The sequence below is a fragment of the Leptospira sanjuanensis genome (assembly GCF_022267325.1).
In the GTDB taxonomy this organism is placed as follows: Bacteria; Spirochaetota; Leptospiria; order Leptospirales; family Leptospiraceae; genus Leptospira; species Leptospira sanjuanensis.
The window spans coordinates 1,694,579-1,716,562 of sequence record NZ_JAIZBG010000001.1 but is presented as its reverse complement, the minus strand read 5'-3'; the positions used below and the strand labels follow the sequence as shown (position 1 = coordinate 1,716,562).

Sequence of the window (21,984 nt, the reverse complement as noted above, 5' to 3'; positions counted from 1 at the left end):
CGATCAAAAAGATATTTCCGATACGATCTTCCAATAGAATAACCTTCGAAAAAACGGTCGCTTGTATAATACTGCAATCCGGCAAAAAAGTTTCAAGGAGAGAACTCTTCTTTTTTTATCGAGGCTGCAGAATTATACAAGGCGATTGTTTTTATGCGAGCTATGCTACCAGACAATGAACATTTTTCCGAAACTTGAACGAGCCTATTCGAATTTCAAACATTGCGCCCGATCGAATTCGGAATACATATGAACATTATAATTTACTAACATGAAAGAAATCCTATTTTATCAACTCTTCGAAACTCAGTCTTCGACTTACACGTATCTCATCGCCGATTGGGAAACGAAAGAAGCCGCAATCATCGATCCGGTATGGGAAACCGTGGAACGGGATCTAAAGCTGATCCGCGACCTCAATCTTCATCTCGTTTACATTTTAGAAACGCATATTCATGCGGATCATATCAGCGGAGCCGATGAAATCCGTCAAAACACGATCGCAAGAACGGCCATAAGCGCGAACGCGGGACTTGATTGCGCTGATATTTCCCTCGAAGACGGACAAGAGCTCCTGCTCGGAAACAAAAAAATCACCGCGATCGCGACACCCGGACATACGAACGCGTGCATGAGCTATTTCTTCGAAGGAATGATCTTTACGGGAGATTCTCTTTTGATCCGCGGAACGGGAAGAACCGATTTCCAGGACGGGTCCGCTTCCAAGCTTTATGACAGCATTACGCAGAGACTTTTTTCTCTTCCGGATGAAACCCAAGTGTATCCGGGTCACGATTATCAAGGTTTAAGTTTTTCAACGATCGGATTGGAAAAAAAATTGAATCCGAGAATCGGAGGCGACCGTTCCAAAGAGGATTTTACGCGAATCATGAGACAACTTCAGCTCGCTACTCCGAAGAAAATGCACTTGGCCGTACCCGTCAATTTAGCCTGCGGCAAATTGGAATCGGTAAAAGTGATGAGCCCGCAGGTAGTATCGGGAATTCCCGTCGTTTCGACGGAGGACGTATTCGAGAACATCGGAAAAATAAAAATTATCGATGTGCGTTATCCGGGAGAATTTCACGGAGCCTTAGGCCATATCAATACGGCTCAACTCTTGCCGCTCGGTTCAGAGCTAACGAAATATTTACAAACCGGAAACCGTTCCGAAGAAATCGTGTTTGTTTGTCGCAGCGGAAAACGGTCCAGACAAGCAACGGAAGAAAGCATTCGATTGGGTTATAAATTCACGGCTAGCATGGCAGGCGGCATGTTGAATTGGAATGAAAGATCGCTGCCGAAGGAGTAAAAGAAATGACCACAGAATGGGTTATGGGATTGATCGGAGGAGCGGTGATCGGGATCGCCGTTTCTCTGATGCTTTTATGGAACGGAAGAGTAACGGGAGTCAGCGGGATCGTATACGGCGTTTTAGTTCCGGTTCAAGGTGACACCGCTTGGCGATGGTATTTCATCGTGGGACTTTTATTGGGAGGAATTTCGTTGAAGTTCACCGCTCCCGAACTTTTAGCGGTAGAACTGCAAACGAAAACCTGGCTCGGCGCGTTAGCCGGTATCCTCGTCGGTTTCGGCGCAATGTTGGGGGGCGGCTGCACGAGCGGGCACGGAGTTTGCGGCGTAAGTAGGTTCTCACTTCGATCGATCGTGGCTACGATTCTTTTTATGGGCGCCGGAATGGGAGCCGTATTGTTTCTTCGAACGATCGGATGGCTCGTATGAAATACAATCTCGGAGCCTTTATCGTGGGTCTGCTCTTTGCCATCGGCTTAGGCATATCCGGAATTTTACAACCGGCAAACATAATCGGTTTTTTGAATGTTTTCGGAAAATGGAATCCCACTCTTCTTTTTACGATGGCGGGAGCGGTTGGAATCCATTTCATCACATATAAATTAATCCGAAAACGAAAAACTCCGATGCTTACGAAAGATTGGTATATCCCGACTCGACAAGAGATCACACCGGCGCTGATCATCGGAAGTCTTATTTTTGGAATCGGCTGGGGATTGGGAGGTTATTGCCCGACGGTGTCGGTCACGTCTCTCGCGAGTTTCGAAACGCGCCCCTTCGTCGTTTTTCTGAGCGTCTTAGCGGGAATGTATCTGTTTCGATTCTTGGATAAAAAAACGAATCTGAAAAACAAACTCGAATAAGAACGTCGATGCTGATACTCGGTTACATCGCATCCTTTCTTATGGGAACTTCGATCGGACTGATCGGAGCGGGAGGGTCCATTCTTATGGTTCCCATTCTTTTCTATATCTTCGGACAGGATGCGGACCAAGCGACGACGAACTCGCTTTTCGTCGTAGGAGTAACCGCGTTGATCGGAGCCTTGCTGAATGCGAAAAAAGGAAATATCGACGGGAAGATAGGAATTCTTTTCGCATTACCGAGCTTTATCGGCATCTATATTGCGAGAGGATTCCTGCTTCCCATTCTTCCGAACTCGTTCGATTCGTATTTCGGAATCGTTCTCTCAAAGTCGCTTTCGATAATGATCGTCTTTGCGATCGCGATGATCTTCAGTGCATGGGGGATGATTCACACTTCCGTTTCGACCTCCGTAGAAACGTCTCGAAATCATGCGGCTTCCGTACCTTGGATGACGATCGGACTCAAAGGATTGATCGTTGGTTTGATCACCGGATTCGTGGGAGCGGGAGGCGGCTTTTTAATCATTCCCGCCCTGGTGCTTCTTCTTAAATTTTCGATCGGCGTCGCGATCGGAACTTCTCTTGCGATCATCGCGGCCAATTCCTTGTTCGGATTTGCGATCAGTTTTTCGACGGCGCAAACGGAAGCTTGTCCCTTCCTTTTAACGATTTGCGTATTGGGAATCGGAGGAATGATTTTCGGACAATTCCTTTCTTCGAGAATGAAGGAACGGTCTTTGAAAAAAGGTTTCGGTTATTTCGTATTCACGATCGCATCCTTGATCCTATTGGATCAGGGTCTTCGTTTATAAGAATTCTTTAAATGGATCGGACCAAAACGAACTTTCACTGACAATTGTCATCGGCTTCTTTGCGGAAATGGAAAGGAGCGAAGGCCCGTTAGACGAAATCCTCTCCCAAACCCGATGATTTTTCGCAAACGTTTCCGCGCGATTTTTCAGATTCCCTTTATTTTATCAGCTTCATATAAAAATCGGAAAGCGCATCCGGAAGATGAACGGGATTGGGAAGAATACGATACGAACCGTGTCCGAGCATCGAAGGGAGATACTGTTTCGCCTGCTTGTCGATCGCAAGAGCATAAAAACCTACGTTTTGTTTTTCACATTCCCGAATCGCTTGTTTTACATCCTCGATTCCGTAACGGCCTTCGTATCGATCGTAGTCGTTCGGCTTTCCATCCGACAAAAGAAGAATCCATCGTTTCGAACTTTTTTCCCGTTCGATCCGAGTCAAAGCGTGCCGAATCGCGGGACCGATTCTCGTATAACCGCTCGCTTGAACGGCGCCTATTTTCTTTCTCGTTTTTTCCCAAACGTCCTCGAATCTCTTGATCGTAAAATAGTCGCAATGATTTCTCGTTCTCGAAGAAAAACAATCCATTTGAAATCGATCTCCGTATTCGGAACAGAGCTGACCGAATAATAACAGCGAAACTTTCTCGACATCCAGAATTCGCCGATTCTCCACAAAAGAATCGGTGGATAAACTCGTGTCCGTCAGTATCAGAATCGAAACGTCGCGAGTCGCTTTTCGTTTGGAAAGATAGATTCTTTCGGAAGGACTTCTGCCGGAGAGAACGTCCGTAGAATGTTCCACGATCGAATCCAGGTCGATATCTTCCCCGTCTAACTGCCGTTTAACGACATTTCGTTCGTTAACGAAACGGTTGAATCGAGACCGGAGTGTGTTCAAAACGGCTCTGTGTTCCGAAACCGCGTTCGCGTAAAACGCGGGATCTTCCCGCAAAAACGTTTTCGGAAAGACGCTACAATACCCTTTCTTATATTTCTTTTTGCCGAAATCCCATTCGTCGTACGAAACCGATTCCTCATTCGAAACGACGTCTTCGGTTTCCCCGAGCGCCGACCCGAACGAATATTCGGTTCGAAAGATGGAATGTGTAGGATCGTCCGAACGGACGGTGTTTCTGAGATCCAATTCCCGAAGGGCTTCTTTTTGTTCCTCGAGTTCGTCGGAACCGTCGAAGTCCCTCCAATTTCCGTTGAATTCTTCGATCGTATCCACTTTTTCAAAGTGATGTTGTAAGGTGTAATCCTTCTGGGATTTCCGATCGACTTGGATCGGATTTATTTTTTCACGAACGACTCCTTCTTCTTCGGTTTCGATCGAATCGTTTCCGCTTAGACGCTCCTTCGGAATTGCGGAATCCTTTTCCGGAAGGACGTCTTTCGGAGCGGACATCCACACTCCGTGAAGAAGCGAAAGATTTTCCTTATATTCGAAAGTTTGATTTTTCTTTTCCCGAAACGCGACTTCGGTTTCGATCACGGAATTTACGAGCCGAAGTGAATCCGGATATTGATCCGCGATGCTCCTTAAAACCAAAGGATAGGTTTCTTTTGCCTTTTGAATGGACGGATTCCTTTCCGGATCGAGACCGTCCTCCCAGTTTAGGCCCAATCGTTTCTGTTCAGTCAGATACAAAATTCTAAAAATATAATATTCTAAATTTCCGTTCTTATCATGCGCATGTGTATAAATCGCGGGGAGAAAGAATCTCCGTTTCTGATATCCGCCTTCTTTCTCTGCGGTGAGAATCTCGATATTCTCTCCCGTAAGAGCTTTTGCAAGAATCGAAAGCCTGTCCTTGATCTCCGCGAGAGATACCGAATTCTCATTCGTATCGGGATCCTGCGATCCGATCCGAAAGAATCGATACAATTGTTTGAATGTAAATTCCTCCCAGCTCACGCGAAATCACAAAGACAAGGCGACCAAATCCTTCAACGCGTTTACGATGTCCCGGTCGTCCGATAAGGGTTGTACGATCGCAACTTCGCAGGACAAACGGGGAGGAAGTCCGCTTACGATCATCTTTGCGGCGTCCACAAGCAACCTCGTCGAACAGGATTCGGTCAATCCTAGTTCGGTAAGATTGCGAATCTTGTGTCCGAGCCTGACCAACTTTCCCGCGAATTCGGACGAAATTCCCGTTTCTCCCCTTACGATCGACTCTTCCACTTCCGACTTCGGATAATCGAATTGTAATGCGACAAACCTCTGTCTTGTGGAAGGTTTCAATTCCTTCCAACCTTTTTGATAACCCGGATTGTAGGAAGCGACGAGCATAAAAGATTCCGGAGCCTGAATCCTTTCGTTTTTCCGATCGAGATAGATTTCCCTCCGATAGTCGGTTAAAGGATGAATTGCGACGATCGTATCGGGTCGCGCTTCCGCGATTTCATCGATATAAAGAATCGCCCCCATTCGAACGCTTCGCGTCAGCGGACCGTCCTGCCAAACCGTTTCCGCTCCTTGAATGAGGTATCGTCCCAAAAGATCCACCGCGGAAGTTTCTTCATGACAAGAAACGATCAACAATGGGAGTTTCAATTTTGCCGCCATGTATTCCACAAAGCGGGATTTTCCGGAACCGGTCGGCCCCTTCAGCAAAAGCGGAAGTTTATTTCGATGCGCGTGTTCGAACGCAACAACTTCGTGCCCGATCTCTTTGTAAAAAGGAAGTTCGAGCCGGACTTGAGATCGTTCCGCCTCTTCTATGTTCGTCGAATTCTTCATCTAAAATTCATTACGACGTCGCCCGATGCGCTCTCGGCGTTCAGAGCTTCGTCGGTAGGCCGACCGAATCGTATAAAGTTTACGATAAACGCGACGATTCCGGACGTGAACACGATGGCGGCTAACGTCAATCCGAAAAAGTGAACCTCGATCTCCTTCTGTACGATTAGAAAATCCATTCCGAATTTTCGTTCCAGATAAACCTGAGCGATCCCGGCCACCGCAAAGGCTCCGGTCATTCCCAACATACCGATGTTAGACGCCCAGAAGGCGTAAAGTCCCGTAGGATTGTTCCAGAGTTTTCTTCCGGTCAATAGAGGCATCGCATAGGTTACGATCGCCAATACGATCATCGCATACGCTCCCCAAAACGCAAGATGGCCGTGCATCGCCGTAATCAAGGTTCCGTGAGTATAAAGATTCACTTGAGGCAGCGTGTGTGCGAATCCTAAAAAGCCCGCGCCTACGAAGGACATCACCGCGCTCCCGATCGTCCAATAAATCGAAATCGCGTTCGGATGATTTCTTCCGCTCTTTCGATACATGGAAATCGCGAACATCGCCATCGCCAAAAACGCGAGAGGTTCGAGCATGGAAAAGAATCCGCCGACCCATTTCCAATATTCGGGAACACCGATAAAGTAGTAATGATGCCCCGTTCCTAAAATTCCGGATAAAAACGTTAATCCGACAATCACGTAGAGCCATTTTTCGATCACTTCCCGATCGACTCCCGTCAACTTAATGAGAAGAAAAGAAAGAATTCCCCCCATGATCAGTTCCCAAACCCCTTCCACCCAAAGATGAACGACCCACCAGCGAAAGTAAGAATCCACGGTCTGACTATTGAACTGAATCATTCCCGGCAGATACAACAACGCCGCGGAAAATAAACCGAAATACAGAACGAGTCCGGTCGTCGAGTTCTTGCTTCCTTTCCAAACGGTCATTCCTATATTGAATAGAAACATTAGGACGTTTATCACGACGAGATAATCGAGAGGTCTCGGTATTTCCAGGAACTTTCTTCCTTCCCATACGTTAAAATGAAATCCAACGATCGAAACGACTCCGACTACGATCAGGGAAATCAATTGTACATACGCCAATTTTTCCGAATAAAGCTCCCTGCCCGATTCTTCCGGAATGATATAATGCGCCGCCCCCATAAATCCCGTCAAAAGCCAAACCACGAGAAGATTCGTATGAGTCGCCCTCGCCGCGTTGAACGGAATCCAATCGTGCAAACCGTCGAACCCCATTCTCGCAAAAGACATTATAAATCCGTAAACTAACTGCAACGAGAGAAGCAGCATACACGTTGCGAAAAACCAATAGGCTATTTTCTGAGATTTGTATTTCATGATCGCTCCACTTATGATTCCTTTTCGATTCTATTTTAACTGGGATAAATACTTCGTGAGATCCTTGATTTCCGAATCCGTCAGAGGAAGTTTCGGCATCGCGGTTCCCGGTTTGATCTTTTGGGGGTCTTTCAGCCAATTTTCCAAATACCCAACTTCGTATTTATTGCCTACAGAGTCCAAAGCCGGGCCTACGTTTCCTCCGGAACCGCCGACCGCATGACAGGCCGTACAGATCTGTTTGAATTTTTCGGGAGGCTGTATATTAGCCGACTGCACGCTAACGGTTTTGGTTTCTTGTTTATACTCCGGTTTCGGAGGGAAACCTTTCAGATCCAACTCTCCGCTCCATTTGAGAAACGCGATCACCTCGTCGATCTGTTGATCGGTGAAGTCGTATCGGACCATCTTCCTTTCGCCCGGATACATCGCTTGGGGATCCTTTAAAAAAACGCGTATCCATTCGGGGCCGCGGCGTTCATATACCTTCGTAAGTTCGGGAGCGTAATAGGCTCCTTCTCCCAAAATCGTATGACATCCCATACAATTATTCGTTTCCCAGATTGCTTTTCCCGCAATGACGCTCGGTGAAATGTTTCGATTCGATTCGTGCGAATAAACATACCGCATCGAATCGAACGTAAGAAATAAGAATACGGCGGAAAACAAAGCGGTTCCGAGTAGAAAAAATAATTTTGCCTGAAACTTACTGAGCATGTTTCATTCCTTTTTTCTGAGTATATTCAAAAATCTGCAGGCAAGAATGATAACGTATATTCGTTTTTTGTCATCGATCTATATCAAATTTACGGGGTTTTTGTAAGGAATATTCGGGGATTTGATTACTTGGGTAACACACAGATCCAGTCCGGTTCGGTCTTTCGCTTATTACAAAACGAGAGCGTATCTTTATCAAAGAAATGCAGAAATGGGACCGAATTGCGCGGGAATATCTTCTTCAAAAAACGTTTTACTCATTTCCCGACTTTTACGCATCGTCGATCATTCCTGAAACGATAGCGTTCGTTCCTTTCCCGCTTTCGGAGTCCGGATTCTTCTTTTGTCAGGAAAATTATTCTTTTCGAATGTGTTTTCATAGATAGAGCGAGACATCCGGGCTCGGAAGGAAAATGATGAAGAACGATTTTATAAAAACGTCCGTTTTGTTCTGGATTCTTTCGTTTACTTCCTATTGCAGCCAAGCGGACCGGATCTCGGTCGATGCTATGAAAAATCCGCTAATCGCCTTAGTGGAACCCGCACGCTTCTTCAATTCTTCCGCGCAACAACCGGGTGACGTTCCCAACTGCAGCACCACCTTGGGTCCTTGTTATATCTTTGAACTCTACAACATCGGAGGAATTCTTACGAATGGGTCGATGGGAGGTATTTCCGGTGCGGACGCTCTCTGTCAAACCGCAGCAGCCGTTCTGCCCGCATCCTTCGGAACTCCGAGCGAATATAAGGCAATGCTTATGGATGAATCCGGTACAAGAGATCTGACTCACAATTGGGTTTTGCATCCGAATACGAGTTATTTCAACGTTAAAAAAAGTTCCTTAAATCCCGCGGATAGTAGACTCGTTTTCACAACGGACTCGCAGGCGATGTTTAGTGCGTTTCCGGCGAGCAACGCGATCATCGTAGATGGAACCAGGCCCATCAGCACTTACACGTTCACCGGCATTCGAAACGATACTCCCGGTTCGGTCGGGATTTGGCTGCCGGGTGCAGGAAGAAGTTGTTTCAACTGGACGAGTACGGCAACGGGAACCACTTACGGTTCCATCGGTTATCCGGAAGACGTCTCCACGTATATGATCGATCGAGGTTATTCAGCGGCAACGGGTTGTAATTCTACCCACGGTCTTTATTGCGTTCGCCGGTAAAAATCGTTAAACGAATCGATTCTCGTTGCGAGCTTGATCGTTTTAACGATTGAATATGTAGACCGCTCCGGAGTTCGGTTTCATTTCATTCCAAGTCTGAATCGTACCTTGCGTAATGGTAGTTTGTCCCGAGTCTTCCTGCGGAGCCCCTGCAAGAATTGTGTCTCCTGAAATTCCGATTCCCATTCCAAACCAATCACCGGTCTGCACATTTTTTGCTTTGAGATAGGATTCCTGTGCCCAGGTCGTTCCGGTTCTTTGATAGACATACGCGGCTCCGGCGCTTTGAAGGGAGTTGTTCGTACTGGCGGTGATTCCGTTCGTAATCTGATTCGCGTTACTTCCCTCCCAATACGAACCGACCACGATCGTATCTCCCGAAATCGCCAGACTATTTCCGAACTCGTTGACGGAACCCGGATTGACCGGCTTGAGAATTCTTTGCTGCGTCCAAGTCGTCCCGACGCGAACGAATACGTACGCGGCCCCTTCCGATTCTCCCGTTGCGCCCGATACGATCGTATCCCCTGAAATCGCGACGCTGTATCCGAGCCAATTCCCCGCGGACGCGTTATTCGCCTTTAGATACGCTTCCTGCGTCCAAACGGCTCCCGTCCGTTTGTAAACATAAACCGCGCCCGATTCGCTTTTACTGTTGTCCGCGCTTGCCGTCGTTCCGTTCGTGATCGTGATTTGATTGCTGCTTTCTCCGTTCGCGCCGACCGCGATGGTATCTCCGTGGATCGCAACGCTGTACCCGAACAGATCCCCCGCATCCGCGTTAGACGCCTTTAGATACGCCTCCTGGGCCCAGGCGGTTCCGCTTCTACGATACACATAGACCGCTCCCGAACTTGCTGCGCTGTTGTCCGCACTCGCTGTAGTTCCGTTCGTGATCGTAGTATCGCCGCTGCTTTCCGCAAAAGCGCCGACCGCGATCGTATCTCCGAAAATCGCGACGCTGTATCCGAAGGAATCTCCCGCTTCCGCGTTCGGCGCTTTGAGATAAGCCTCCTGCACCCAGTTCGCTCCGCTTCTTCGAAACACATAGACCGCTCCCGAACCTCCGGCGCTGTTATCCGCGCTCGCTGTGGTTCCATTCGTGATCGTAGTATCGCTGCTGCTTTCCAAATACGCTCCGACCACAAGAGTGTCTCCCGAAATCGCAAGACTATAACCGAAATAATCGTACGCTTCCGCATTCGGCGCTTTAATATACGCTTCTTGTGCCCAAACCGCTCCGTTTCTCCGATACACATAAACGGCACCCGAACTATCCGCGCCGTTATCCGAACTGGCGGTTGTTCCGTTCGTAATCGTAGTCTGTGCGCTGCTTTCTTGATACGCTCCTACCGCAATCGTATCGCCGTCGATCGCTACGGTGTTTCCGAAATAGTCCGCAATATCCGCGTTAGACGCCTTGATATAGGCCCCGTTTTGCCAGATGCCGACCGAGGCTTGTAATCGAATCGTAGTTTGGACGGAATTCTTCGCATTGCTTGCGGTGATCGTGTATTCCGTCGCTGGAAGCGACTCGGTGGGAATTCCGGAGAGAGCGCCCGTGGTAACGTCCAAACCAATTCCCGTCGGAAGTGACGGAGAAATCGAATACCGACTTGGAACCCCCGTTACCGAAGGACGAATCGTAGGAATCGGAACGAATTTCGTATATTGCAGCATAGGAATCGGATATTTCAGATCGGAAAGAGGTGCGTCCAACAAAAGAGCCAAGTTTCCGTAGAACGGTTTTGCTTCTCCGCCTCCTAAGCACTGGAGAAAAAACAATATGCCTGCAATCGCGGAGAAGATTCTATTTTCGAAACGCATACGCCGCTCCCGACCGATACGCCGAATTGTCCGCGCTTGCGGTCGATCCGGAACTGATCGTTGTTTGATTGCTGCATTCTTGAGAAGCGCCTATCGCGATTCGGTTGCCTGAAATGGCAACGCTGATCCCGAATAAATCCGCTACGTCCGGATTCGGAGCTTTGAAATACGCTTCCATTTCCCAAACACCCGAAACTTTTTGAAACAGATAAGCCGCACCCGATTGCGGCGCTTGGTCATTCCAATCGTTTAAGATTCCATTCGTAACCGTGGTTTGATTGGACCCTTCGTTGATCGCCCCGATTAAGATTCGATCTCCGTCGATCGCAACGCTCGTTCCGAACTGATCCCCGCCTTGGACGTTCGGGGTTTTTACATACGCTTGCTGCGTCCAAACGGTTCCGTTTCTTGCAAACACGTAAGCCGCTCCTGCGCTTCCGTTCGAATTATCGGAGCTCGCGGTCGAACCGTTCACGACCGTGTTTTCGTTGCTGTCTTCCAAAGGCGAACCGACTACGATCGTATTACCGACAATCGCGACACTGAAACCGAATCGATCGCTCGTATCCAAGTTGGAAGCTTTCAGAAACGCTTCTTCCGCCCAAATCCCCGCCGACCTTCGATAGACGTACACAGCGCCCGAAGCGAACTTAGAATTATCCCCGCTTGCGATTCCCCCGTTGATCGATACGGATTGACTGGATTCTTGATAAGCGCCGATCGCGATCGTATCGCCGGAAATGGAAACGCTGGATCCGAAATAATCGCCGCTATCCGAATTCGACGCTTTCAAATACGCTTCCTGCGTCCAAACACCCGTATTTCTACGAAATACGTACGCCGCACCCGAATCGTTTCTACCGTTATTCACACTCGCAGTAGTTCCGTTCGTGATCGTCGATTGATTGCTGTCTTCCCATTGCGCTCCCACTACGATCACATCCCCGTCGATCGCAACGTCGGAACCGAATTGATCCCCCATGTCGAAGTTGGAAGCTTTTAACATCGCTTCCTGAACCCAAGTCGTTCCGGTTCTTTGAAAAACATACGCGGAACCGGAGCTTCCGTCTAACGTCGCACCGACGACGATCGTATTTCCCGAAATCGCGACGCTGATTCCGAACCGATCGTTCGTATTCGCGTTGGAGGCTTTGAGATACGCTTCTTGAATCCAATTTCCAGAAACATTCCGAAACACATACGCCGCGCCGGAGTCCATGAAACTCGTATCCATACTTGCGGTCGGACCGTTCGTGATCGTAGTTTGATTGCTGCTTTCCCGGTAAGCGCCGACCACCATCGTATCCCCCGAAATCGCCAGGTTGTAGCCGAAATATAAACCGCCTAATCCGACGTTAGGCGGCTTGATATAGGCGTCGTTCGTCCATCCGCCGATCGGCGTAGAAGCGGGAGGATTGGAAGTCGGATCGTCGATTCCGCCTTGGGAAGAATTGGAGGAGGAAGTTCCGGTTCCCAAAAGAAGAAGCAGATTCTGGTCATCTTTCGGGCGATATTCGCAATTGAAAAGAATCGAAAAAACGAACAGATAAAGAAGAAACGAACGGAATCCTCTGTTTAAGAATGTTGGTTCTGAATCCGGCTTCAATTTCGATCGACCTTCTCTTTAAAAATGCGAACACTTCTTTCGTTTGAATCGCCTCAATGTATAGGAAAAGCGGACGCAAGTCCCCGTTTCTTATAATCATACAATCGCACTTATGAATCGAATCGCAAAAGACGAATATGCAACATTGGGCATAAACGATTCCGAAAAAAAATCATCGAATCGTAATTTATGGAATCATAATAGACTCGGTAAGAATCGAAGACCGAACCTAGGTTGAAAAAAGGATTCTTTTTTTGCCGAGCCCGCGCGCCGTAAAAACGGTAGAATTTTTCACCAAGAAAGGATTCTTCTTGATTCCTAACGTGAAAACGACGCCGAAAACGAATCCCCCGTTCAGGGGATTTTTCGGATTTTTATGCCCCGAAATTGTTAAGCGAAGACTTGGGAAACGATGTCTCGGCTCGCAGTTTCGGAAATATTTTTCCTCTCGTTTCCGGATTCCGCTTTCCCTCTCGGGGGCCGCGCCAAGTAGAATCCGTTCTAAGGCCCATAACGTCCCGAAAACGAGAAAGCCCGGTAATTTTTACGGATTTATTTTCGTTTAACAATTCAATATCTTGAAAAGAATCTTCGAAATTCTCGTATCCGCGTTCCTCGCTTCGGCCGCTCCGAATTGTGCCACCGAAGGAGTTTACAATCCGGAAATCTCCTTTTCGACGGCGTGGTGGGAAACTCAAATTCTCAAGTGTGTTCTTTCGGGGGCTTGTACGGATCGGACCCCGCCCACGCTCTCAGTCGGCAATCTTTCCTCTTCGCATAACTCGATCTTAGAATCCGGTTTTATCGTCGGAACGGCAAACGACGATCTTCTTCTTTCGCGAATCGAAGTGAGCTTGGACGGCGGTCCGTTCCTTCCCGCAGTCGGAACGAATGCGTGGCAGTATCAAATCCCTTCCCCATGGAGATCCGGAAGTTCCCATTCGGTTCAAGTGCGAAGCTTCGATTTTGCGGGGAATTCTTCTCCAACTCTAAACTTCTCGTTTAAAAAAGGAAACAACAAGGACGTCAACGGAGACGGTTTCCCCGATCTCGCCGCGACCGCGTCCTTATTCTCCACGACCAAAAACGGAGAAATCTATCTCTTCTACGATCTCGGCTCGGGAACGGCCGCACTCAACAGCACTTCGATGGCAAACGTAACGATTGCGGGAGACACGACGAGTTCTTTCGGTTATGCGCTTCAGTTAGGCGATTTAAACGGAGACGGCTATGCGGATCTGGCGGCGGGAGGTTCTTTCGAATATGGAAGCGGAACCGGTCAATTGTATATTTTCTATAGCACGGGTAGGAACGGAATCGTTGCAAGCAGTTTTGCAAACGCGAACCTTACGATCAACGCCGGCCCTTCTACCTTGCTCGGTTATTCTCTTTCGCTCGGAGACGTGAACGGAGACGGATTTACGGATATCGCAACGAGCGGATATCTTGGAGCGGGACGGGCGCTGATTTATTACGGAGGCGCAGCTGGAGTTTCGAGCACGCCCGCAACGACGATCACAGGCCCGGGCTCGAACTTCGGATCGGCGGTTCGTTTGGGAGATTTGAACGGAGACGGGTTCGCTGACATGATCGTTAACGGAAATACTTACAGCGCTTCCGCCGGTCGGCTCTGGATCTTCCATAGCTCCGGTTCTGCGGGAATCACCGCCGTCGATACCTCCGCACCGACTTGGACTTTGACGGGAGTTTCCGCAAGCGACTCCTTCGGAATTTCCATGATAACCGGAGACATCAATGCGGATGGATACGAAGATTTAATCGCCGCCTCCCCCGGCCATTCGGGCAATCTCGGAAGAGTCTACGTCTTTCACGGAGGAACGACCGGAATTTCAGCGGCTTCTCCCGCTACCGCAAATCAAACGTTAACCGGCGCAATCGCCGGAGAACGTTTGGGCGCAGATGTCGCGTTAGGCGACGTCAACGGAGACGGCTTTCTCGATCTTGCGACCGGAGCGATCCTATTCAATACGAACACGGGAAGACTCCATCTGTTTCATTTTTCGGGCGGGACCATTTCCGCTGCGGCCTCCGCAGTGATCACGGGAGAAGCGATCAACGATCAATTCGGAACTTCCGCATTCCTGGATTGCAACGGAGACGGTTATTCGGATCTCGTAGCCGGGGCGCAAGGAAATACGAACTCGGCCGGAAGAGCCTATCTGTTTCGAAGTCCGGGTTCCGGCGGCTTGACCGTTTCCTTGGCGACGAGCGCAAACATCGCGATTTCAGGCTACAATCTTCCCGGCCCTACCGGTTCTATGTTCGGTCCGACATTCGGACATTAAGACTGCAGAATATTCCATTTTCTGAATCAACCATTCTTCTCTCGGATCATTTCCCCTCAAAAAAAATGGTTCGATAATTCCGGATTTCCTCGGTGCATCGGTTTCGACTTTTGGAATACATTCCCGAAAGTTTTTCGACAAAGGAAAAATAAGCGGACGTTTTGTTTTGACCGAGAAAATTCCTGTAACTCTTTTGGGGTTCCGATGCGAGAGAACAGATTTCGTCTTTGCACTCGCACACCGGAGTATTATCCAATCCGTTCGCATAACGATCCATGTAGTCCTTGAGCAAGGCTTCTACTTCGATTTTTTCGGGAATGGGTTTTTGTTCTTTGAGAAAGGTTTCCATCTTCGCGATCCGATTTCTCATTTCTTCCCAAGAGATTCCGATTCCCCCATCGCAGACATACGCATAACCGACCGTTTTCATGAGACGGACGTATTCCTTAAACGGAAAATTATAGTCCTTTAACAGTTTCCAATAGTGATCGTAGTATTCGACCAGTGCTCCGTCGCCTTCGCAGTATTCGACTGTGAGTCCGTGCGCTTTTAGTTTCAGAGCCAATTCGGTATCATACTTTCCGTAATCGGTCTGCAGCTGTTGCTGCAATCGATCGCCGAGGGTTCCGCTCTGAAAATTTACGAACTTCGTATAAATCCGAAACGCATTCTCCGCTTCCGTCGAGTCCGCGGTAAAGGTGGTCAGGAATTTCTTTTCCGCATTTTTTAAAGAGGAGAATTCTCCCGGTTTTAAATCTTCCAGATATTTTAAATAATCCGCAAGAGAATCCTTTCCGGAAACCCGTTTCAAATAGGCGTCAAACACCCAGCCTTTCGTTCCAAACAATTCGACCTCGGTCCAACGTCCCTTTTTGCCGCCGATGACTTCGGTTTTATCCGATGTTCCCGCAAGCTTCAAGATCATTCCAGGAGGCAAAAGAGTCACAGGGCGGCCCTTTTGATTCGCTTCCTCCCGCAGATATAAACCTCCTTCCGCCGCGACCTTCGCATAACCGGTGTTTGACTCCGCGTTTGAAACGTCCCAGGCAACCCAAAGAAGAATGAAAAAGAATAGAAATTTATTCATGAAGAATCGTCTCGTTCGTTATAGAAAATTTTTGCGAGTTTTCAGCGCGTTTAACAATCGGTAAATATATGCGACCTTCGCCTAAACACAACTCTTTATTACAAACAACCGGGACGGGGAAGGTTTGACATTCTTTCCGAAACCCGTACAATAAAGGACCCGAAATACAAACTGGAGATTCCTATATGAGCAAATCATTAAACGATAAAGTTGCCTTGGTCGCGGGAGGAACCAGAGGAGCCGGAAGAGGAATCGCGGTTCAACTGGGAGCGGAAGGCGCTACCGTGTATGTTACGGGGAGAACGACCGCGTCCAAACCGTCGGAGATGAATCGCCCGGAAACGATCGAAGAAACCGCGACGTTGGTCGATCAAGCAGGAGGAAAAGGAATCGCGGTACAAGTCGATCATCTCGTACCGGACGAAGTTCGCTCCCTTGTCGCACGGATCGAAAAGGAACAAGGACGACTTCACATTCTCGTGAACGATATTTGGGGTGCGACTACGATGGAATGGAACAAAACCGTTTGGGAATCTTCGTTGGAAATCGGACTTAGAACGATGCGTCTCGGAGTGGATACGCACGCAATCACGAGTCACTTTGCGCTTCCGCTTTTAATAAAAACTTCGGGAGGCCTGGTGGTAGAAATGACCGATGGAACGAACGATTACAACTCGCAAAACTACAGGGTTTCCTTCTTCTATGATCTTGCAAAGGCCGCCGTCAATCGAATGGCGTTCTCTCTTGCTCACGAATTAAAACAATACAATGCGACCGCGGTCGCATTGAGTCCGGGTTGGTTGCGATCGGAGGCGATGCTGGACGCGTATCGAGTACAGGAATCCAATTGGAAAGACGCAACCAAGATCTCGCCGCACTTTGCGATTTCGGAAAGTCCCGCGTTCGTGGGCCGGGCGGTCGCGGCTCTAGCAAAAGATCCGAACCGTTCCCGATGGAACGGAAAAACCGTATCCAGCGGAGAATTATCCAAAGTCTACGGTTTTACCGATTTGGACGGAAGTAAACCCGATGCGTGGAGATACATGGTCGAAGTGCAGGACCCCGGCAAACCCGCCGATACGACGGGTTATCGTTAAACGAACACAACATTCAATTATTTGAATATTATGTCATTCCTCAGTTCGGACCGGAAGGCCACAAGAATCGATCGAATGAATAGAATCTCACTCTTTGACGATTGCTCTTATCCGTGCAAGCGCAGTTGTTTCCGCCCACAAGGGAACATCCTTGGCAGTATCTGCGATTCGTTTCGGGAGGCGGAGTCGTTACGATCCATTTTTTACCGGTCGGGTCCGTATAAAAGGAGAATCCTCCGGAGTGCCCCGGTTGATACGTCATCGTATACGTCGTCAAAGCGTTATCGGGACCGAGCTTGGTTTGATTTCCTTTCCAAACGCGGATCACGTTCGGGTTTGCGGAGAATAAAATACAAGCCTTATACCATCCGCCGTTTTTATAATATACGTCGCAGTCTTGAACCCCGTCCCTTCCCGCGCTGTTGATATTGTTTCTCGTCGTGATGTCGCTGTAACTTCCGCAACTCCCGTCCGTATAGTTACATTGTCTTTCGTAGTACTGATCGTAGGAATAAAACCTAGTTTTTGCGGTTAGAGTGGATGAGTTCGGACTCGGAATCGACTGCCCCACAAAGCCCACCGAATGATCGAAAAAGCCCAGGTTCTGAACGGTTCCCGCGCCGTTAAACCGATACAACTGCGAACGCATATCGATTCCGTTGCTCGTAAAACCCACGTAAGCCCATCCGTTGTAATAAAAGATTCCGCTTGGATGATCGTACGAAGAACCCGCGTTGAACTTGCGAATCAATCGTCCGTACTTATCGTGCACGAACAGATAAGCGGTGTTGTTCCCATTCGTATCCATGCAGGAAGAATAGAAGAAGTTTCCGTCGAACTTAACTCCCTGAGAATGACATCCGTTCTGGTTGGAACCGATCGTTGCCGTTCCGACGTCCTGCAGAAAATAATCCACGTTTTCCACGGGATAATCCGCGCCGCTTACAATATTCTGAATGTTTAAACCTTGTGCGCTAACGGTAGAATAACTCACAAATAACAAAAGGCTCCCCGTTACCAGAGCCCAAAGATTCGCCTTCAATGCATTCATTTTGAAATTTCTCTCCACGATTTATTTTTTTTGAAAGGTCATGGTCGGCGTATGATGCTTCGAAAAACGGTCGGTTTCAATCAATTTTTTATTTCAAGGCGGCTGCATTAAAAACTACCTTATAAATCAGTGTCTAAAAAAATTCCCGATAGGAAAATGGAAATCGAACAATTCGATTTACAGTTCTTCGCAAATATGGATAATCGTTTCGCCGAAGGTATTTCGGATGATCGGCGTTTGACGAAGGACATTCTTCTTTCCCAAGGAAGCACGAATCCGATCAAAATCTTGGGTGGGCGGTCGTATGAAGAAACAGTATTTCCTCATTCTCCTGTTAATCGAAATCGCCGTATACGGTTGTTCGCAAGAAAGCGACCGCGGAACCGAAAAGGATTGCGAGGAGAAACTCTTATTAGGTTCGGCTTTAATCGGAAATCATCCGGACGCACTCAATCTTTTGATCGCAGACTTTCTGCAGTGTATCGAAAAGGTAAGGCCGAATTGTTAAGCGAAGGAGCAGCAATGTGATGCCGCTTCTTTTTAGGATTATTTTTTTCCTTTTCCCACCCAACGCAAAGGTCCGGAGCCGTACCTTCCCAAACGATCTCCCGGATTCGTGAGTTTACAACGCGCAAGAGATAAACACCCGCAACCGATACAAACTGACAAACCGCTTTTCAACCGCTCCAATTCCGCGATTTTTTCATCGACCCGCAGGCTCCAAGTCTTTGAAAGTTTGGACCAATCCTGACCGTTCGGAGTATAGTCTTCCGGAAGTTTGGCGACTTCCACCGCAATTTCTTCCAGAGAGAGACCGACTCTTTGTGCGAATACGATAAAGGCGATTCGACGTAAAACATGACGCGGATATTGTCTATGTCCGGAGCCGGATCGTCTGGATTGGATCAGCCCTCTTTCTTCGTAGAAACGTAAGGCAGAAGACGCGACTCCGCTCCTTTTCGCGACTTGTCCGATGCTTAAGAGTTCTTCCTTATCCATGATTTCGTCCGATAAATCTTAAAAGACCGGTCCTCGTATAAAAAGCAATCCTTTCCGAAATTTGATCCGATTCAAAACCCGATTTTAGCGCAGAAAGTTAAAGTTTACTTAAACTTTAAATCCATATAACCCGCTTGAATCCCCAAGTCGGTTATCTTTCTTTTTTTCGAAAAATCGTTAAAAAAAGTTGCCGCCGGGTCTTTACTTCAAGTTCACTTGAAGTTATAGAATCGAAGAATCGAATTCTAAATTTCGAGGGAGAAGATTCATGACCTTAGGTAAAAAAGAATCGCACATTTTATTCGAATCGGGTTTAAAGACCGAAACATACGAAGGGCGTTTCCAAAAAAAGAATCGCCTTTCGTTTTTTAAAAAGGAAACATTATGAAATTCTCATTTCACAAATATCAGATCTTCATCATCGCTTTGCTCGCGTTCATTCAGTTCACAGTAGTTCTGGACTTTATGATCCTTTCCCCTTTGGGAGTGCAAGTCATGGAGGATTTGAAAATATCGACGACGAAATTCGGATTGGTCGTTTCGGCCTATGCGATCAGCGCGGGGATTTCGGGAATTCTTTCCGCGGGTTTTGCGGACCGGTTTGATCGGAAGAAAATCCTTCTTTTCTTTTATACCGGATTCGTTATCGGAACAGCATTGTGCGGTTTATCGACCACGTATCAATATCTTCTCGCGGCGCGAATCGTAACCGGAATTTTCGGAGGAGTGATCGCTTCGATCAGCTTTGCGATCATCGCCGATCTTTTTCCTATGGAAGTTCGCGGAAGAGTCATGGGATTCGTGATGACCGCATTCGCGGCGAGCCAGGTATTCGGTCTTCCGCTCGGGGTTTATATTTCCAATCTTTGGGGCTGGCAATCCCCTTTCTGGCTGATTACCGGAGTGGCCGGTCTTGTCGGTTTTGTCGCCTCCATTTACGTGAAACCGATCACCGCACACCTTCAAACATCCGTTCAAAGAAAGGCTATCAAACATCTTTTCCAAACGGCGGCTAATCGCAGTTATATGCCAGGTTTTTTGGCAACGATGCTCTTAGCGACCGGAGGATATATGTTGATGCCCTTCGGAAGCGCATTCACAGTTCACAACCTCGGAATTCCTCTGACCGATCTTCCTACCATCTATATGATCACCGGAATCGTAAGTATCGCCGCCGGTCCGTTGATGGGTCGGCTTGCGGACGCGATCGGCAAATATGCCGTGTTTGCCGGAGCCTCCTTCGCCGCTATCGGCGTGGTTCTTTATTATACGAGATTGGAACACGTTTCCCTTCTTCTTGTGATCGCCGTAAATTGTTGTTTGTTTATCCCGATTACGGCCCGCGTGATCTCCGCAAACGCGCTTACTTCAGCGGTTCCCGATCTGCAGGATCGCGGCGCGTATATGGCGATCAGTTCCTCTTTACAGCAGCTTTCCGGAGGAGTCGCTTCGTATTTTGCGGGTTTGATCGTAGTTCAAACTTCTACCGGGTATCTATTAGGATATCAGCATTTAGGATACGTGGTAACGGCCGCGATTTTGATCACGATCGCGATCATGTATCGAGTGAATCTTCTCGTTGCAAACAAATCCGGATCCAAGCAAGGTCCGATTGCAGCGCCTATTCCGGCGAACCAAGAAGTCTCTCTCGAAAACTAAACAAACCTTAACAATATTCCGAAGTTGAAACCCGGCTCAGGAAAGAGTCGGGGCCTTTTCGATAAAGAAAACGTTCCTAAAGATTTTTTGAATCTAGTTTCGGTTCGATCAATCCTCTTTTTTTTGGTACATCTATCTTATTGAACACATCCTATCGATACAACGGAACCGAATAGAAAAACGAAACTTACTTTTTTACACGACTCATATCCGCCGTAGTCAGCGTGAATTTCGTTCCGTTGTTTCGTTCCAATTCCAGACTCGCTCCGATCTGCTGAGAAAGTATATTCACTAATTTTAATCCGAGTGAATCGGTCTGATTGAAATCTAGCCCTTCCGGAAAACCAACGCCGTCGTCCTGAACCACGATCACAAATCCGTCCTCAAATCCTTTGATTTTTATCAAGATGTTCCCTTTGTCTCTATCCTTAAATCCGTATTTGAACGCGTTGGTTACGAGTTCCGTCACGATCAATCCGCAGTGAATCGCGGTATCCAAGGAAAGATACAACGTGTCCGCTTCGATTTCATAATCGATTCGTTTGTCTACACGATACGTACGGAAAAGATTTTTCACTAGATTTTCCAGATAATCCTTGAAATCCATCTTAGCGAGATCCTTGCTCTGATAAAGCAACTCGTGAATCAAGGCGATCGAACGGATTCTAGACTGAGCGTCTTCGAACATTGCAAGAGATTTTCCGTCCGTGATATAGTTCCCCTGAAGACTGAGTATGCTCGACACGATCTGAAGATTGTTCTTTACCCTATGGTGGATTTCCCGCAGCAATACTTCTTTTTCTTGTAGGGAATTCTTCAGAGCTTCTTCCATACGCTCCCGCTCAGCGATTTCGTTTAACAATTCGCGGTTGACTCGGTTCAATTCGCCGGTTCTTTCCTCGACTCTTTGTTCGAGTTGTTCGTGGCTTTCCCGGAGAAGTTCTTCCTGCAGCATCAAAGTCTTATTCTTTCGATGTAAATCCACGAACACGGAAGTTTTGGATGCGAGGATTTCGGGTGCGATCGGTTTGATCAGAAAGTCCACGGCACCGAGCGAATATCCTTTGAACAACCACGTCTCATTGGTCGCATAAGCCGTCAAAAAGATGATCGGTATGCTCGCGCACTTCTCCCTTTGCCGGATAAGAGACGCGGTCTCGAATCCGTCCATACCGGGCATGTAGATATCCATAAAAATCAATGCGAAATCGACCGGATTCAACATCGCCTTCAGAGCCTCTTCCCCGGAGCTCGCCTTAATCAGATCCAATTCCGGATTGGCCAGAATTTTCTCCATCACCCATAGGTTGTCCTGGTTATCGTCCACGATCAGTATCTTGATTTTCGATTCCATA

Annotated in this window: 19 protein-coding genes; 9 read left to right on the top strand and 10 right to left on the bottom strand. The window is 47.8% G+C overall.

From position 1 onward, the window contains the following. The first annotated feature begins 271 nt into the window (after window positions 1-271). From LFX25_RS07750 to LFX25_RS07735, 4 genes are read left to right on the top strand one after another with little or no spacing between them, the layout of a single operon-like run. Complete coding sequence (locus tag LFX25_RS07750) at window positions 272-1,312, top strand: MBL fold metallo-hydrolase (RefSeq protein WP_238729742.1); 1,041 nt, start codon at window positions 272-274, stop codon at window positions 1,310-1,312. A gap of 5 nt (window positions 1,313-1,317) precedes the next feature. Continuing rightward, window positions 1,318-1,743: a YeeE/YedE family protein gene (locus LFX25_RS07745; protein ID WP_238729741.1), complete on the top strand. Its 426-nt coding sequence runs from the start codon at window positions 1,318-1,320 to the stop codon at window positions 1,741-1,743. Next, window positions 1,740-2,177 carry a DUF6691 family protein gene (locus LFX25_RS07740; RefSeq protein WP_238729740.1) on the top strand — a complete coding sequence of 146 codons (438 nt, stop codon included), beginning with the start codon at window positions 1,740-1,742 and terminating at the stop codon, window positions 2,175-2,177. The genes LFX25_RS07745 and LFX25_RS07740 overlap by 4 nt, the downstream gene beginning before the upstream one ends. Before the next feature lie 8 nt (window positions 2,178-2,185). Continuing rightward, on the top strand, window positions 2,186-2,992 hold the full coding sequence (locus tag LFX25_RS07735) for a sulfite exporter TauE/SafE family protein (RefSeq protein WP_238729739.1): 807 nt from the start codon (window positions 2,186-2,188) through the stop codon (window positions 2,990-2,992). A 157-nt stretch (window positions 2,993-3,149) separates the two neighbouring features. Here the strand turns inward: LFX25_RS07735 and LFX25_RS07730 are convergent, their stop codons facing one another. The 4 genes from LFX25_RS07730 to LFX25_RS07715 are packed head-to-tail and all read right to left on the bottom strand — an operon-like array spanning window position 3,150 to window position 7,825. Next, window positions 3,150-4,916 carry a nitric oxide reductase activation protein NorD gene (locus LFX25_RS07730; protein WP_238729738.1) on the bottom strand — a complete coding sequence of 589 codons (1,767 nt, stop codon included), beginning with the start codon at window positions 4,914-4,916 and terminating at the stop codon, window positions 3,150-3,152. Between the two features lie 6 nt (window positions 4,917-4,922). Beyond that, window positions 4,923-5,744: a CbbQ/NirQ/NorQ/GpvN family protein gene (locus tag LFX25_RS07725; RefSeq protein ID WP_238729737.1), complete on the bottom strand. Its 822-nt coding sequence runs from the start codon at window positions 5,742-5,744 to the stop codon at window positions 4,923-4,925. Further along, window positions 5,741-7,108, bottom strand: coding sequence for a cbb3-type cytochrome c oxidase subunit I (locus LFX25_RS07720; protein WP_238729736.1), 1,368 nt, complete (start codon window positions 7,106-7,108; stop codon window positions 5,741-5,743). Before LFX25_RS07720 ends, LFX25_RS07725 begins: the two co-directional genes overlap by 4 nt. Before the next feature lie 30 nt (window positions 7,109-7,138). Beyond that, the gene (locus LFX25_RS07715) at window positions 7,139-7,825 is read right to left on the bottom strand and encodes a c-type cytochrome (protein WP_238729735.1); all 687 of its coding nucleotides are present in this window, start codon (window positions 7,823-7,825) and stop codon (window positions 7,139-7,141) included. Between the two features lie 413 nt (window positions 7,826-8,238). Between LFX25_RS07715 and LFX25_RS07710 the strand changes: the two genes are divergently transcribed. Then, window positions 8,239-8,997: a DUF1554 domain-containing protein gene (locus LFX25_RS07710; protein WP_238729734.1), complete on the top strand. Its 759-nt coding sequence runs from the start codon at window positions 8,239-8,241 to the stop codon at window positions 8,995-8,997. A gap of 42 nt (window positions 8,998-9,039) precedes the next feature. On the opposite strand, the gene LFX25_RS07705 is transcribed toward LFX25_RS07710, so the two are convergent. Both LFX25_RS07705 and LFX25_RS07700 read right to left on the bottom strand, forming a co-directional pair. After that, on the bottom strand, window positions 9,040-10,824 hold the full coding sequence (locus LFX25_RS07705) for an FG-GAP repeat protein (protein WP_238729733.1): 1,785 nt from the start codon (window positions 10,822-10,824) through the stop codon (window positions 9,040-9,042). Beyond that, complete coding sequence (locus tag LFX25_RS07700; RefSeq protein ID WP_238729732.1) at window positions 10,808-12,430, bottom strand: FG-GAP repeat protein; 1,623 nt, start codon at window positions 12,428-12,430, stop codon at window positions 10,808-10,810. Before LFX25_RS07700 ends, LFX25_RS07705 begins: the two co-directional genes overlap by 17 nt. 578 nt (window positions 12,431-13,008) lie before the next feature. Between LFX25_RS07700 and LFX25_RS07695 the strand changes: the two genes are divergently transcribed. Continuing rightward, complete coding sequence (locus LFX25_RS07695) at window positions 13,009-14,736, top strand: FG-GAP-like repeat-containing protein (RefSeq protein WP_238729731.1); 1,728 nt, start codon at window positions 13,009-13,011, stop codon at window positions 14,734-14,736. Window positions 14,737-14,782: 46 nt separating this feature from the next. Here LFX25_RS07695 and LFX25_RS07690 read toward each other — a convergent pair whose 3' ends face one another. Then, window positions 14,783-15,823 (bottom strand): SH3 domain-containing protein, encoded by a 1,041-nt coding sequence (locus LFX25_RS07690; RefSeq protein ID WP_238729730.1) that lies wholly within the window; start codon window positions 15,821-15,823, stop codon window positions 14,783-14,785. Between the two features lie 185 nt (window positions 15,824-16,008). Here LFX25_RS07690 and LFX25_RS07685 point away from each other — a divergent pair, with 185 nt between their 5' ends. After that, complete coding sequence (locus LFX25_RS07685; RefSeq protein WP_238729729.1) at window positions 16,009-16,920, top strand: SDR family oxidoreductase; 912 nt, start codon at window positions 16,009-16,011, stop codon at window positions 16,918-16,920. A gap of 40 nt (window positions 16,921-16,960) precedes the next feature. On the opposite strand, the gene LFX25_RS07680 is transcribed toward LFX25_RS07685, so the two are convergent. Beyond that, complete coding sequence (locus LFX25_RS07680) at window positions 16,961-17,971, bottom strand: hypothetical protein (protein ID WP_238729728.1); 1,011 nt, start codon at window positions 17,969-17,971, stop codon at window positions 16,961-16,963. 304 nt (window positions 17,972-18,275) lie between these two features. Here LFX25_RS07680 and LFX25_RS07675 point away from each other — a divergent pair, with 304 nt between their 5' ends. Next, on the top strand, window positions 18,276-18,479 hold the full coding sequence (locus LFX25_RS07675) for a hypothetical protein (protein WP_238729727.1): 204 nt from the start codon (window positions 18,276-18,278) through the stop codon (window positions 18,477-18,479). Window positions 18,480-18,517: 38 nt separating this feature from the next. Here the strand turns inward: LFX25_RS07675 and soxR are convergent, their stop codons facing one another. Continuing rightward, window positions 18,518-18,970 carry a redox-sensitive transcriptional activator SoxR gene (soxR, locus tag LFX25_RS07670; protein ID WP_238729726.1) on the bottom strand — a complete coding sequence of 151 codons (453 nt, stop codon included), beginning with the start codon at window positions 18,968-18,970 and terminating at the stop codon, window positions 18,518-18,520. Between the two features lie 384 nt (window positions 18,971-19,354). On the opposite strand from soxR, the gene LFX25_RS07665 reads away from it, so the two are divergent. Then, entirely contained in the window at window positions 19,355-20,629 is a 1,275-nt protein-coding gene (locus LFX25_RS07665) for an MFS transporter (protein ID WP_238729725.1), read from the top strand. 187 nt (window positions 20,630-20,816) lie between these two features. On the opposite strand, the gene LFX25_RS07660 is transcribed toward LFX25_RS07665, so the two are convergent. After that, window positions 20,817-21,983, bottom strand: a complete 1,167-nt coding sequence (locus LFX25_RS07660) for a histidine kinase dimerization/phosphoacceptor domain -containing protein (RefSeq protein WP_238729724.1) — start codon at window positions 21,981-21,983, stop codon at window positions 20,817-20,819. Window position 21,984: the final 1 nt, after the last annotated feature.